This window comes from Arundinibacter roseus (genome assembly GCF_004348825.1).
GTDB lineage: Bacteria > Bacteroidota > Bacteroidia > Cytophagales > Spirosomataceae > Arundinibacter > Arundinibacter roseus.
The window spans coordinates 296406-310621 of sequence record NZ_SMJU01000001.1; the positions used below are offsets into that span (position 1 = coordinate 296406).

Annotated in this window: 14 protein-coding genes and 1 tRNA gene; 4 read left to right on the forward strand and 11 right to left on the reverse strand. The window is 44.7% G+C overall.

What is annotated here, in order from left to right; all coding sequences use genetic code 11:
- Window positions 1–144: 144 nt before the first annotated feature.
- Together EZE20_RS01275 and EZE20_RS01280 are read right to left on the reverse strand one after the other, a co-directional pair.
- Complete coding sequence (locus tag EZE20_RS01275) at window positions 145–930, reverse strand: Fic family protein (RefSeq protein ID WP_132113658.1); 786 nt, start codon at window positions 928–930, stop codon at window positions 145–147.
- 220 nt (window positions 931–1150) lie between these two features.
- Complete coding sequence (locus tag EZE20_RS01280) at window positions 1151–2941, reverse strand: RNA-binding domain-containing protein (RefSeq protein ID WP_199879860.1); 1791 nt, start codon at window positions 2939–2941, stop codon at window positions 1151–1153.
- A 207-nt stretch (window positions 2942–3148) separates the two neighbouring features.
- Here EZE20_RS01280 and EZE20_RS01285 point away from each other — a divergent pair, with 207 nt between their 5' ends.
- Window positions 3149–3871: an RluA family pseudouridine synthase gene (locus EZE20_RS01285; RefSeq protein ID WP_132113660.1), complete on the forward strand. Its 723-nt coding sequence runs from the start codon at window positions 3149–3151 to the stop codon at window positions 3869–3871.
- A 46-nt stretch (window positions 3872–3917) separates the two neighbouring features.
- Here EZE20_RS01285 and EZE20_RS01290 read toward each other — a convergent pair whose 3' ends face one another.
- Window positions 3918–4544: a hypothetical protein gene (locus tag EZE20_RS01290; protein ID WP_132113662.1), complete on the reverse strand. Its 627-nt coding sequence runs from the start codon at window positions 4542–4544 to the stop codon at window positions 3918–3920.
- 248 nt (window positions 4545–4792) lie between these two features.
- Here EZE20_RS01290 and EZE20_RS01295 point away from each other — a divergent pair, with 248 nt between their 5' ends.
- A complete protein-coding gene (locus tag EZE20_RS01295; protein WP_228713490.1) occupies window positions 4793–6325 on the forward strand; it encodes a DUF4394 domain-containing protein in 1533 nt (510 codons plus the stop codon).
- Between the two features lie 95 nt (window positions 6326–6420).
- Here the strand turns inward: EZE20_RS01295 and EZE20_RS01300 are convergent, their stop codons facing one another.
- Complete coding sequence (locus EZE20_RS01300; protein WP_132113664.1) at window positions 6421–6945, reverse strand: hypothetical protein; 525 nt, start codon at window positions 6943–6945, stop codon at window positions 6421–6423.
- Between the two features lie 323 nt (window positions 6946–7268).
- On the reverse strand, window positions 7269–7850 hold the full coding sequence (gene msrA, locus EZE20_RS01305) for a peptide-methionine (S)-S-oxide reductase MsrA (protein WP_132114171.1): 582 nt from the start codon (window positions 7848–7850) through the stop codon (window positions 7269–7271).
- Window positions 7851–8127: 277 nt separating this feature from the next.
- Between msrA and EZE20_RS01310 the strand changes: the two genes are divergently transcribed.
- Window positions 8128–8670 carry a CopD family protein gene (locus EZE20_RS01310; RefSeq protein WP_132113666.1) on the forward strand — a complete coding sequence of 181 codons (543 nt, stop codon included), beginning with the start codon at window positions 8128–8130 and terminating at the stop codon, window positions 8668–8670.
- A 47-nt stretch (window positions 8671–8717) separates the two neighbouring features.
- Here EZE20_RS01310 and EZE20_RS01315 read toward each other — a convergent pair.
- The 3 genes from EZE20_RS01315 to hpt form a co-directional block, all read right to left on the reverse strand.
- A tRNA-Leu gene (locus EZE20_RS01315) sits at window positions 8718–8801 on the reverse strand.
- A 112-nt stretch (window positions 8802–8913) separates the two neighbouring features.
- On the reverse strand, window positions 8914–10311 hold the full coding sequence (locus EZE20_RS01320; protein ID WP_132113668.1) for an MBL fold metallo-hydrolase: 1398 nt from the start codon (window positions 10309–10311) through the stop codon (window positions 8914–8916).
- Window positions 10312–10395: 84 nt separating this feature from the next.
- Window positions 10396–10926, reverse strand: a complete 531-nt coding sequence (hpt, locus tag EZE20_RS01325) for a hypoxanthine phosphoribosyltransferase (RefSeq protein WP_132113670.1) — start codon at window positions 10924–10926, stop codon at window positions 10396–10398.
- A gap of 123 nt (window positions 10927–11049) precedes the next feature.
- Between hpt and EZE20_RS01330 the strand changes: the two genes are divergently transcribed.
- Window positions 11050–12270, forward strand: coding sequence for a tetratricopeptide repeat protein (locus EZE20_RS01330; RefSeq protein WP_132113672.1), 1221 nt, complete (start codon window positions 11050–11052; stop codon window positions 12268–12270).
- Between the two features lie 54 nt (window positions 12271–12324).
- Here the strand turns inward: EZE20_RS01330 and EZE20_RS01335 are convergent, their stop codons facing one another.
- The 3 genes from EZE20_RS01335 to fcl all read right to left on the reverse strand — a co-directional run bounded on the left by EZE20_RS01335 (window position 12325) and on the right by fcl (window position 14216).
- Window positions 12325–12798 (reverse strand): Lrp/AsnC family transcriptional regulator, encoded by a 474-nt coding sequence (locus EZE20_RS01335; protein WP_132113674.1) that lies wholly within the window; start codon window positions 12796–12798, stop codon window positions 12325–12327.
- A gap of 170 nt (window positions 12799–12968) precedes the next feature.
- Window positions 12969–13268, reverse strand: a complete 300-nt coding sequence (locus tag EZE20_RS01340) for a TIGR03643 family protein (RefSeq protein ID WP_132113676.1) — start codon at window positions 13266–13268, stop codon at window positions 12969–12971.
- A 6-nt stretch (window positions 13269–13274) separates the two neighbouring features.
- On the reverse strand, window positions 13275–14216 hold the full coding sequence (gene fcl, locus EZE20_RS01345; RefSeq protein WP_132113678.1) for a GDP-L-fucose synthase: 942 nt from the start codon (window positions 14214–14216) through the stop codon (window positions 13275–13277).

Consider the following 14216-nt stretch of genomic DNA (forward strand, 5'->3'; position numbering starts at 1 on the left):
GATTTACCCAACCGCAAAAGTAAGCAGATTCGGTAGTTTCCGAAGGCAGGTTTTCAAATGGCTACAAAAATTTGAGGTTTCGGTAATTTGGAGAAGTTTTTCTTTGCTTTTAAGAAAAGTCATTTTGTCAAAAACTCCCGCTGATTAGCAGTCGAAAAGAGCGTTGGGGAGCATGAGGAGGAAGGGTAAGGCCCGGTTGTACTCTAACTCAGGATATTCGAGACCTAACATTCGCAAATTTTTATAGTAGGTTTGATGCTGCTGATAGTACATTCTTTCACTTTGAATAAACCACGCTTTTTCACCCAATTTTTGAGCTAAGAACCATTTTTCCAGAAGTCTTGCGCATCTCCCATTTCCATCATTCCAGGGATGGATTTTCACAAAAACCAAATGAATCATAGCTGCGTAGAAAAATATTTCTTCACTACTCAACTGCGCATCAAGCAAAATGGAGACATCGTTATAAAACTTTGCCATTTCGGATGCCACCTCAAAAGGCGATACTGCCACGTACTCAATTCGTCCATCGGGCGTAGAAACATACATATTCATGTTCCGATAGTTGCCCTGCCACTGCCTTGCTACAATGTTCCTGCCCAATATACGATGGGCCTTTGCCACATTTTCATTATTCAGGATCTTTGATTGGGCAAAAGTATAGGCGCTGTATAAATCATCAATTTTGCGGGTATAATCTGGCAAAAACTCAATGCCAAATTTTTTATGCTTCACAAAGCTGTCCAGTTCAATTTCCTCACCTTCAATTTTGCTACTAAACACAGCAGATACCGACCTATAAAAGCTAAACGTATCGGTCGAAATCTCTGCATCCTGCAAGGCATCAAAGGCCTCCTTCAACCCGTTCGGAATCTGCTGCAGATACACGGGAAGCAATTCGGTTTTCAGGAGAGAGAGGTTTGAAATCATGGGGGATAAGGTATGTATTTGATTTGAAATGCTGTTGATAGTTCCTTATGTTGCAACTAAATAAGTATGCACTTTGGCCTGGAATCTCTTAAAACCGGATTGATTCCTTTTGAATTTTAAATCATATCATTTCATAAACAACTATAAATCAATTAGTTATGACTTAAACTCTCTTAAACTCTCTTAAACTCTCTTAAACTCTCTTATTTTTTTCAATTGATTACTCAGGCTTCACAGGTTCCCAGGTTCCGAAACCTACACTCTTGATTTTTCCCTGAATTCTTAAAGCAGAAAGCAAATTGCCCACTTTGTTTTTTTTTCGATCCTCTGAAAGTACATCGGAGAGTTTATCCCAAATAAGGTTTTCAATTTGCCTTCGGTTCGCCTTTCCCCATTTTGCGAGGTATTCTAAGATTAGATCTTTACAGTATTGATCATCAAAACCTCGATTGCGAATGTATTCTTGCCTTAGATTCTCGTTATTAATAGGCGCAATAACTTTTTCTGATAGATAGATATTTGGTTTTCTTCCTGAAATAAATTGTTTCTTTTTTAAATAATTATACTCTTCATTAGTTAGCGGCATCTTTTTTTGCACTTTGTCCATTGCAATGATCTCCTCTAAGCTTAAATCGGGATTTTGAACTAGGATATTTGCAAATTCTTCATCTAATACCTTCCCTAGAATAGTTACTTTCACCTTACCATCACTGAGGTCATAGTCAGGCATTGGGAAAAAGCGTTTTCGCTGAAAATTAAAGATTTTTCGGATACCTCCTCCTTGTGTTTCAATCATATCCAAATTCTTCATGGCCTCCACCAGATATGGATTTCGATAAACTTCCTCAGGTGAATCACTCAATACTACTTCTTCTACGGATTTAGGTAGAAAGGCTCCGTAATTGGAAAATACAAGATGGTCGTCTTCAAATTCAACGACATTAATTCTGGCCCCTTTGGTATAATCCTGGTGCGCTATGGCATTATTAAGAAGTTCCCTAATTGTAAAAGGCGCGTAACGTAATACTTCGTCCGGGAATAAGGTACCAGGTCTGAGATAACGATATTTTAGATTTCTAATTTTAGTAAATACCTCATCCACAGCCAGAATAAGAGGAATAGAAAAGACTTCGAAATCTTTGTCTTGGTTATCCAGAGTTCTCAGAGTCCATCTGATTTTCACTGTTGAATTAAGGAAATGCTCTTCCTCTTCCTTCCCCAGCAGCATCATACAAGCCCGTGTGATCTTACCTTTTATGGTGAGCCGGGCTTTGTCAAGAAACTTTACATCGTCCCATTGATCCAGCTCTGGAGCATATTTGGGGTTTCGCTTTTGAAACTCAAATCGGGCTTTTTTTAATGCCTGGACGTCAAGATCTTCAATAGTAGCCTCAGGCAAAATAACAGCTGACCAATCGTCGGTTGGTTTGACTTCGTAAAGGATAGCTTCTTTTCTTGCCTGAGTAAGTTCCACAAGGCTATCTCCCAGCCGCTGCCAGGCTTTTTTGTGTGCATAAACTGGCTGCCGAAATGGATGCTTTGGAATATGAATAACCCAAATCCACTTGCTACTTTCCAATGTCTGAAACTCCTCTACCAGTAAACCCTCTGAAACCAAATTTGGGCAGTCATTAATTAATCTTATCTTGATATTCTCTGGATTGTACGTATGAAAGTCTTGAATACCAACAATTTCCAGGGTAGTATCCTTTACTCCAAGGACCAAATGCCCACCTTTCATGTTTGAAATAGCCGAAACATAAGAGATAACGTCTTCACCAGCCTGACTCGCAATGGAATGTTTTAGGTTTTTGAACTCTTTCCATTCACATCTTTCATTTTCTTTCGGAAATTGTTGGAGTAAATACTCTTGTAACTCCTGTTCAGTAAATTTTTTCATACCCAAGATGTTAGCAGCCGTCTCTTTATGCGTCCAATTAAGCAACAGGCAGGCAATAAACAGGTCAATTCCTCTCTTGACCCAACAAAACTCTTTCTCGTAAAAAAGCATCTTTTTTATAGAAATTCAGCGTGTTCCGTAGATTTTTGTTGGACCACATGAGGTTACAGCCATTTCTGAATGATTCTGACAAAACATCCGACCCATGCACCTGCACGCAGGCAATACCAAGGCTTTTTGGTGGAATCTTCCGACCTTTGTCAACAAGTCAGATCTAACTATCAGCAAATACACACCTTCACAGGAAGGCAACAAGCTATGAAACTAAATTTTGCAGATTTAATACTTTTTGAGAACGATGATTTTTTGATTGTCAACAAACCTCCACATTTGGCTACGCTCGACGAGCGCACGCTTGACCGTGGCGGCAGTGTGTTGCGGTTGGCCAAAGAGTATAATCCCAACCTGCAGGCCGCTCACCGTCTCGATAAAGAAACGTCCGGAGCGCTGGCTTTTGCAAAAAATCGGGAAGCGTACCGGCATTTGGCGATGCAATTTGAGCACCGCGAAGTTACCAAGCGCTACCACGCCGTAGTAGGCGGCATGCACGACCTCGAAGGTGTGTCGGTTTACCTGCCGATTTTGCCGCTCAAAAACGGCACCGCCGTAACGATTGATCGGGTGAAGGGAAAATTGGCCGAAACGATCTTCAATACGCTGAAAGTGTATCGGGGTTTTACGCTCGTGGAGTGCATCCCGATCACCGGCCGCATGCACCAAATCCGGATTCACTTGTCGTGCCTGAAAGCTCCGATTGTGTGTGATCCGCAGTATGGCGGCGTACCGATTTTTTTGTCGAGCCTGAAACGGAAGTTTAACCTTAAAAAAGAAACCGAAGAGCAGCCGCTTATTCAGCGCGTGGCTTTGCATGCCTATTCGTTGTCTTTTTCTTTAATGGACGGAGAAGCTATTCAGGTGGTGGCGCCCTATCCCAAAGATATGGATGTACTCATTAAGCAGCTAAACAAATGGGGTGTATAAGCCCTTCGGCCTGTACACCCCATTTGTTTTCTCAAACTAAAAAACCTTACACAAATCCGTAAGAAGCCACGGCAGCGATGACGATTAGGCCCAAGAGGGTAACTAACCCGCCAAAAACTACGCCCAAAATAGCCATCGTACGGGAGGAAGCAGGAGCTGTGCCTTTACGGATTTTGCTAAGCCCTACAATACCCATCACAAGCCCGGCAAGGCCCAATAAAAGTCCGAGGCCGGTTCCGGCCAATAGAAGTAGTAAACCGGCGCCGCCAAAAATCAACGACAAAAGCGCCACGGTGTCCGGTTTGGCTTTGGCACTTTTGGCTTTTTCGGGAGACTGTGCCTTTTCTATTTTCTTCTGAATCTTTTTTGCCACTACTTTTTCCTTCCATGTAGTCTGGGCAGGAGTTTTTTTTGCTACATGCAGCGGAGTAATCGCCTCTGCCGGAATGGGCGTTGATTGTTCTGTCGCTTCTACAACGGCTGTCATATCTTCCGATGCGCTGGCTGTCAGTACAGAAGCGGTGGCAGATATTGGTACTTCTGCCGCTGGTTTGGGGGCAGTTTTGGCAGCAGTATACGATTCAAAATGAGGGTTATTAATAACAGGATACTGGTTTTTTTGGCACGCCTGGAAAGCAACGGCCACTACGAGCAAAAGAAGAATTTTTTTCATACGTGTTGATTTGGAAATAAGAATTGATGTTTAAATACATAAAAGCTTCATACTCCCAAATATAAAAAACGTGTCGTTAATTCAGGTATAACCTTTACCTATTTAGTAAAAGGAATTTGCTTTTGGACAATATTACCTTTCACTAATTTTTGCTGATTTTTTCAAATAGCATTCATCCAAAGAGGGAGCAACGAACGTATGTACCTGCTGTAACTATGTTTAACAACAAGCTCTAACTAGTAGAAGGTATGAAAAAATGTATGAGAAATCGGCTCAATCAGGCATTTCTGAGCCTGGGCGTGGTGCTGCTAGCCTTTTTACACCAATCCTGCGAAGACCATCGTCTTCCCCCTGCTGCTCTTGATCTACCCGATCAGATGTTCTACGCATTGACCAGCACTAATCAATTGTACGAACTAAACGTTCAGAACACAGCCACACCTTTACGCACAATTACAGTTTCGGGTCTTCAATCGGGCGAAACACTGCTGGGTATTGATTTTCGGCCAGCCACCGGGCAGCTTTACGGAGTTGGCAGCAGTAGTCGGCTTTACCACATTAACCTCGGCTCAGGGGCTGCCACGGCTCTAGGAGACGGACCATTTTCACCAGCGATTGAAGGTACAATGGTAGGTTTCGATTTTAACCCTACGGTAGACCGTATCCGCCTCGTGACCAATACAACGCAGGATTTGCGGCTGCATCCCGAACTCGGAACGGTAGTAGCCGTAGATGGAAACCTGAATGGATATCCCAACCCGATGGTGGCGGCAGTAGCCTATACCAACAGTTTTGCCGGGGCTACGACTACGCAACTATTTGATATTGATGCCAGTACCGACAAACTTTACTTACAAGATCCGCCCAATGACGGTGGACTAAAAGAAGTAGGGCTGCTGGGATTGGATATTTCGGCAGTTGGTGGTTTTGATATTTCGCCCGACAGCAACTACGGCATTGCCTCCGTGCTGTTTAACGGCACCTGGGAACTCAACTACGTAGATTTGTCGACTGGCCGCCTTCAAAAATTAGGCGATTTGCCCGCCGGAACTATCACCGGAATCGCAATTCCGGCCCGGCCCGTGGCCTATGCGGTGGATATGTCCAATACGCTCCACATCTTCAATCCTGCGGCTTCTTCCATTTCAACCATCACCCGTTCTATTGGTGGGCTGCCAACCGGCGTCACCATCGAAGGCATTGATTTCCGTCCGTTTAACGGTCAGCTGCATGCGCTTGGAAGTAACGGTTCTCTCTATACTATCAACCTGGCCAACGGTATGGCTACCATGCTTTCTACGCTGAATGTAACGCTGAGCGGATCAAGTTTTGGTGTGGATTTTAATCCCGTAGCCGACCGGCTACGCATTGTAAGCAACGACCGTCAGAATCTTCGGGTTAATGTTACCACGGGCGCAACGCTTACCGACGGCACGCTTACGCCGGCGATGGGAGTACCGTTTATAAATGGTGCTGCGTATACCAATAGTTTTGCGGGTACAACGTCTACGGTTTTGTATGACATTGATAGCCAAAGCGGTATGCTCTTTAAGCAAGACCCGCCAAATGATGGTGGACTGCAACCCATTGGCAGCCTGGGCATTACCATTGATGCGGCCAACGGATTTGATATTGGCGGTACGTCTGGCATTGCCTATGCGCTTTTGACCGTCGGTGGAAACACCGGTTTGTACTCAATCAACCTTACTACGGGAGCCGCAACAAAGATTACGGATTTCCCGGCAGCCGTGAAGGGTTTTGCGCTGGGTTTTGAGTTGTAGGGAAATAGAATTTAGTAAAGAATGATCAAAAAAAAGGTCGTCGGCAGGGAATACCCACCGACGACCTTTTTCTTTTATACGAAATGTTCTTTAAATCAGAACTTGAAAGAAAGACCAGCCTGCAACGTACCAAATCCGGAACCGAGCTCAGCAAATACACCTAAATTAGGTTTGAAGTAATACTTACCGCCAATGTGACCCAGGAAAAGAATACCGCTTCCGTAGTTGCTTCCACCCAAACCGATGCCATCATAATTCCAGCTGATATTACGGTATCCAAGACCTAAACCAGCATATAAATCAATCATATCATTGTCGAGATTAAGAAGCTCGTTGAAGTGATACGAACCGCGAGCACCAATCGTAAGTACTGACCAGCGAACACCAGAACCCAGGTAATTGGAACGGCCCGAAAAGCCACCCAACGCGCCCACGCTGATCGCATCATGAATACCTACCTCAAAGGAGCCACCCAAGCCAAGGCCACCAGCACCATAGGTACCAAGTCCAACCCCTACATTGAGTAGTTTATCACCTTTTTGATAGGATTGAGCCATTACGCCTTCGGCTGAAAACACCAGAAGAGCGACTAAAAACAGGGAAGAGAAAATCTTTTTCATGATCAATAGAGTAGTTACGTGAAAAAATTGTTGGCACAAATTAATGCGTTTATTTCCATGCCGCAAAAGCCCAAAATCCGGAACTTATTATTCGGTCATGAATATCAAACAAACACACCATTCGAGTGAGTAAAAGTACCAATTTTGAAAACAAAATAACTGACTACAATTAATTTCCTCTATGTTTTCTATCTTTTTTTGAAAGATCTACCCGTCACCACGTATCTTTTTTTAACAGGTATACTGGTGATTTTCAGGGAATCTATTCGCAAGTACCCGACAGATAATTAAAACAAATAAACCTACGGATACTTTCTCCCTCATTAGGGATTGACATATTCTTTTTTTAATTTTTCTTTAAACACCTTTTTAAACTTGTCCAGTTTAGGCGCAATCACATACGCGCAGTAGCCCTGATCCGGATTCCTGGCAAAGTAATCCTGATGATATTCTTCGGCTACAAAAAAAGGTTCTTCGGGAGTGATTTCCGTAACGATCGGGCGGGGATATGCACCCGATTTGTTAAGTTCGGTGCGGGCCGCTTCGGCGAGGGCTCGCTGTTCGTCGGAATGGTAAAAAATGACGGAACGATACTGCGTTCCAACATCATTGCCCTGCCGGTTGAGCGTGGTCGGATCGTGGCTACGGAAGAAAGCTTCCAGCAATTCGGTGTAGGTAACTTTGGCAGGATCGTAGGTAATCTGTACGCATTCGGCATGTCCGGTAGTGCCTGTACATACTTCTTTATAACTTGGATTGGGTTTTTCACCGCCGGCATAGCCCGACACTACATCGGCGACGCCTTCCATGGTTTCAAAAACCGCCTCGGTGCACCAGAAGCAACCCGTCCCGAAGGTGGCAATAGCCATTCCATCGGCAACATTTGTGGCTTGATTTGTCATCATTTTTTTCTTTTTGTTGGTTTGAGCAATTACCCGTTTCGCAGAAATTGCAAGGAATAAAGCCGCAAAAAATACGGTAAAGAGAATCGTTTTCATGAGCCGATCTGGATGTTTGGAAAAGAACTGTGCCTGGTTTTCAATCAGAACTTCACATAGCCCAAAGCTCGTTGATGAGCGATTCGTAGTAGTCCTAATTGTCGTACCTTTGCGGCTGGTATCACTACTTACTTAAACCATTCAGCCGGACAGAAAGTTTTTGATTCGGAAGAAGTAAACACGCATGGCTTATCTCTATATAAAGTCGCTTCACATCATATTTGTCGTCAGTTGGTTTGCCGGGCTGTTTTACATGCCCCGGTTGCTTGTGTATCATACCGAAGCCAACGCCCGTCCCGACGCCGAGCGGGCGATTCTTTTTCAGCAATTTATCAAAATGGAAGGCCTGCTTTTTCGGGCCATTATGGTGCCGGCCATGTGGCTGACGCTGCTCACCGGAACTGCCATGCTATACCTGATGCCCGATTGGCTCAGTCAGGGATGGATGCACATCAAGCTGACGTTTGTGCTGGGTTTGGTGGGGTATCATCTCTATACGCGCCGGCTGCTGTATGAAGTAAAGGCCGGACGTTTTCGGTTTTCGTCGTTTCAGCTGCGGCTTTGGAACGAAGTTGCCACAGTTTTTCTATTCGCTATTGTCTTTTTGGTTATTTTGAAAAGTACAGTTCAATGGCTGTGGGGTGTAGGTGGGCTTGTGCTGTTTGCGGTTATTATCATGAGTGCCGTGCGCATAGCCCGAAACCGACGGGAAAAGAAGCAGAATTAGACATAACAAAAAAACCTTCGGAAGTTTCCGAAGGTTTTTTTGTTATGTGACGAAGGCGAGACTCGAACTCGCATGTCCGTAAAGACACACGCCCCTGAAACGTGCGTGTCTACCAATTCCACCACTTCGCCGTTTTCTGATTGGGCTACAAAGATAAAAGTATCCGGAGCAGTTCTGCAAGCATTTAAAAAAAGAAAATCCAGAACGTTCAAATGGTAAACTCCGTGCCAAATTTATCCCGCGCTAAACCACGAAGCTTTCGTGCATAGCAGGTATATGAACATGCTGAAAACCAGCTTTTTGAAGTTTCAGTTTGAAGGCAACCTGCGTTTCGTATTCGCCATGAACCAAAAAGACATGCTCGACTCTCGACGCATCCTGACAGGACAAAAATTGCAGCATTTCGTTATAATCGCCGTGGGCGGAAAACGAATTGAGCGTTTCTATGCTGGCATTCACCTGATATTCTTCGCCAAAAATACGGACCGTTTTGTCGCCGCGCTTCAACGCTCCGGCCAATGTATTAGGTGCCGCATAACCTACCATCAGAATGGTAGTAGATGAATCTTCAATCGAGTTTTTGATATGATGCTTGATGCGCCCGGCCTCCGCCATGCCCGAGGCCGAAATAATAATGCAGGGTTCTTTTTTGGTATTCAGCGCTTTGGACTCTTCTACATCGGAAATATAATGCAGGTAAGGAAAGGCAAATGCATCGCCATCCCGCTCTATGTATTCCAGAATATCCGGGTTAAAATACGCTTCATTTTCTTTCATAATCTGCGTAGCTTTTATGGCCAGCGGGCTATCAATATATACCGGGATTCGCGGCAACCGTCCGCTGCTCGACAGCTGATCCAGCGAATAGATCAATTCTTGTGTACGGTCGACGGCAAATGCAGGAATCAGCAATTTTCCCTGATTTTCTACACAGGTCTTATGGACAATACGTTGCAAATGTGCCTGCAAGTCGGGCTGAGGCTCGTGCAGGCGGTCTCCGTAGGTAGACTCACAAATCAGGATGTCAGCTTGTGGAAAAGGGTCAGGTTTGCGTAAAATCTGATCTTCGGGCCTGCCAATATCTCCTGTGAAGGTTACACGTTTGAACGTACCATTATCCCGAATCGTTAAATGCACGGCGGCACTTCCTAAAATATGGGCCGCATCGGTAAAAAACACGTCTACTTCATCGGCACCAAGGTGAAACGTTTGTCCGTATTGTACTGGTTTAAATAATTTGAGGGCACGCTGCGCATCTTCCGAATCATACAGCAAATCGAGCAGGTTGCGTCCTTGACGCCGCCGCCTGGCATTGATGCGTTCGAGGTCTTTTTCCTGAATGTAAGCACTGTCCATCAACATAATACCACATAAATCTGCCGTAGCGGAGGTACAATAAATGGGTCCTTTAAATCCCTTTTTTACCAGACGAGGAATCAGCCCGGCGTGGTCAATGTGCGCATGAGACAAGATCAGGTAATCTATTTCAGAAGGTTTGAAACCAAAATCCTGGTTGAGGTCGTCGGTTTGAATGCCCTGAAAAAGCCCGCAATCCAGCAGAATTTTCGTGCCTTTTTCGGTAGTAATCAGGTGTTTGCTTCCCGTAACGGTGCGTGCGGCGCCAAAAAACTGTATTTGCATAGGAATTTGAATAATAATCTGCCAGAGGAACTATCTATTTTCTAATAAAGCCGACCACCAACCTACGTATACTTGCATTGCAGGTTATTCGGCCAATACGTAGATCGAATCCAGGTTTCTACCCTGCTCATCGTAGTCGAGGCCATAGCCGACCACAAAACGGTTCTCGATTTCGAAGCCAATATACCGAAGGTCAACGGGTTGTTTAAGCGCATCGGGTTTGTGTAAAAGCGTAGCAACTTCTACGCTTTCAGCGCCTTTTTGCCGGAGCTGCGCTACAAGTTGGGCCATTGTCAGGCCGGTATCCACGATGTCTTCCACCAGCACCACGTGCCGGTTTTCTACGGATTCTTCCAAACCCATAATCTGTTTGACCCGCCCCGACGACTCCATACTTTCGTAGGACGCAAGCCGCACAAAAGTGATTTCGCAGGGAATCGTTACGTGTTTGAATAGCTCTGCCGAAAACATAAATGCGCCTTTGAGTACCACTATGAACAAGGGCATTTTACCTTTGTAATCCTCGTTGAGTTGGTGGGCTACCTGAGCGATGCGCGCTTCAAGCGCGGCGGGAGAAAGGAAGGGTACAAACGTTTTGTTTCGGATGGTTATCATAGTTCTAATTCTCAATTCGGGCCAAATTAAACCATTTTTTAAAAACCCACCGTACAACAAACGGAAAATAAGAATCCGGCGTTACTAATGACATATTTTGAGTGAGTTATGAACATGCAACGAATGACCAAAAAAATAATTCAATTTCTTTCTTTTGCTCTCCTGATATTTCCGGCGCAGGCGCAGCTATATTCGGCGTCGGATCTGGACAAAAATTATGATTTATTACTGAAAAATCCAGGTGTACAGATCGAAGCTACGGAAGCGATTAATCTGCTGTACAACTATAAATTTGAAGAAGCCGATAAAGAATTTCGCTGGCTCAAATACCGCTACCCCAAACACCCGATGCCGCACTTTCTAATGGGATTGGCCGAGTGGTGGAAAATCGTGCCTAATACCGACAACACGGCCTACGACAATCGATTGCTGGCACATCTGGATTCGTGTATTGTGTTGGCCGAACAATTGTATGAAGAAAAGGAAAATAAGGTAGAACCTTCGTTTTTTCTGGCCGCTGCCTATGCATTCAAAGGAAGGCTGTACTCAGAGCGCAAGCAATGGACCAAGGCAACTTTTGCCGGAAAAAACTCGCTGAAATACCTTGAAAAAAGCAAAGGCTACGGCGATTTAAGTCCCGAGTTGCTTTTCGGAGATGGTGTGTATAATTATTATTCCGAATGGATTCCGCAGGAGTACCCCATTTTGAAGCCGGTCTTGATTTTCTTTCAGAAAGGAAATAAAAAACTAGGTACAAAACAGCTCGAAACGGTGGCCAACAATGCTTTTTACACACGGGTAGAAGCGCGCTATTTTTTGTTGCAGATTTACAGCATGGAAAATCAGCATGCCAAAGCCTACGATATGGCCAAGTATATGTGGCAAACGTTTCCGGACAATCCGTACTTTGAGCGCTACTTCTGCCGCTCCGCTTTCGTAACCGGCCACATGGCTGAGGCGCAACAGGCCGCCCGTAACATCCTGTCAAAAATAGATCAAAAAATGCCTGGCTACGAAGGAGTTAGTGGACGAAATGCGGCCTATGTACTGGCTTATTACGCACACAACTACGCCCGAAACTATACCGAAGCAGCGGAGTTTTACCAAAAAGCAATCAATTTTTCGGCCCAAACCAATTCGCTTAATGCCGGCTATTACGTGTCATCGCTGATTGGTTTGGGTAAAATCGCCGAAGTTCAGAAAAACCTGACCGAAGCGCAGCGCTACTACAAATTGGCTCTCGACAAAGCTGACCGCAAGTCTAACCAACATGACGAAGCAAAAAAGGCGATTGATAACCTGAAAAAAGCCCGGCGGAATGACCGACGGGCTAAGCGTAAATAAGGAAAAGGCAGGAAAGTACTGATTCAGAAACGGCTGCGCGCCTGCTGATATTTTTCAGGGAAGGGGCAGCGTTTTACTTTCTTTAAATGTAGAAAGGATCACCATCGTTTGGGTGCTTGCAACCTCTTCAATTTCGTTTATCTTTTCCAGCATCAGTTTTTGATACGTGCTGATATCTTTGGAAATTACTTTCAGCAAAAAATCTCCGGTTCCGGTAATGTGGTGACATTCAATAATATCGGCAATCGAATTGACTTTTTCCACGAACGATTCCGTCACGACTTTCTTATGCCCCACAAGCGTAATTTGCACAAATGTGGTTACACCAAGTCCTACTTTCTCAGGATCGAGCTGTGCATGATAGCTTTTGATTATACCGGCCTGTTCCAGTTTTTTGACGCGTTCAAGGGTAGGTGCGGGAGAAAGACCGATTTCTTTGGAAAGTTGCGCGTTAGTAATTTTTGCGTTGGATTGTAGTATTTCTAGTACCTTCCGATCTATCTGATCAAGTTTTAATGTAGAAGACATTGCTCTGCAACGGATTAAAATTAGTCTGTAATTGAATCCCGCAAAGCTAGTCAGTTTCCAGAAGATTACGACAAATAAATAAGGGATTTTTCACCAAAAATAAAATTATCGTGGGTAAAAGCTCTTTTTCACCCACAATAATTAGGTTTTACGCTCAAATACTTCACCAATTAATTTTTCCTCTTACTTATTTTATTGAGCGAAATTGAACGTTGTCGGTCGCACTTAAAGCGGGCATCGGTCACATTTGCTTTGGCCAAATGCTTGGTGGCGCGCCCTTGTACCCGGGCTCGCCACCTGCGCCACGACGACGCTTTTAATTCTCTTCGCATAAGCTCAATAACCCCTTGTTCGGGCAGACCAAACTGCACCAAAATAGCATCAAAGGGAGTACGATCTTCCCAGGCCATTTCGATGATCCGGTCAATTTCGGCGGGTGTTAGTGGGTTTTCCAGCGGCGATTTAGTCATTATTAATCATACGGCGTAAGCCTCCATTTTACTCAAAAAATCCTGATACGTGGCTTTTATTCCAGTTTCGATGTCAATTTTGTGTTTCCAGCCCAGACCATGTAACTTACTCACGTCCATCAGCTTACGAGGCGTTCCGTCAGGTTTTTCGGTATTCCAGTGAATGCTGCCTTCGTAACCAACTACCTTTTGAATTAATTCAGCTAATGCTTTGATCGTCAGGTCATCGCCCACACCAATGTTAATGAGTTCGGGTTCATTATAATTTTCCATCAGAAAGCAGCAGGCCTCCGCGAGGTCGTCGGCATGCAGAAATTCGCGCCGGGGCGAGCCCGTTCCCCAAAGTTCAACAAAAGGATTACCGTTTACTTTTGCTTCATGAAACTTCCGAATCATAGCCGGCAACACGTGCGAATTGGCCAGGTCGTAGTTATCATTTGGGCCGTAAAGGTTGGTGGGCATCACTGAAATGAAATTACTTCCGTATTGGCTGCGGTAGGCTTCGCACATTTTTATACCCGTAATTTTGGCAATTGCGTAGGGTTCATTGGTAGGTTCGAGCACGCCTGTAAGCAGATATTCTTCTTTCAGCGGCTGTGGAGCCATTTTTGGGTAGATACACGACGAACCGAGGAACATCAGTTTTTTGACGCCCGTGCGGTGTGCGCTGTCAATTACGTTATTTTGAATTTGGAGATTATCCAGTAGAAATTCGGCACGATACGTGTTATTAGCCATAATACCGCCTACTTTCGCTGCCGCCAGAAATACATAGTCAGGTTTCTCTTCCTCAAAAAATGTACAAACGGCTTCCTGATTCCGCAGGTCCAGCTCGGCAGAAGTACGGACTACAAAATTGGTGTAACCCTCGCTCAGGAGTTTCCGGTAAATGGCCGATCCCACCATGCCCCGGTGCCCGGCAATGTAAATCTTTGCGTCTTTTTCCAA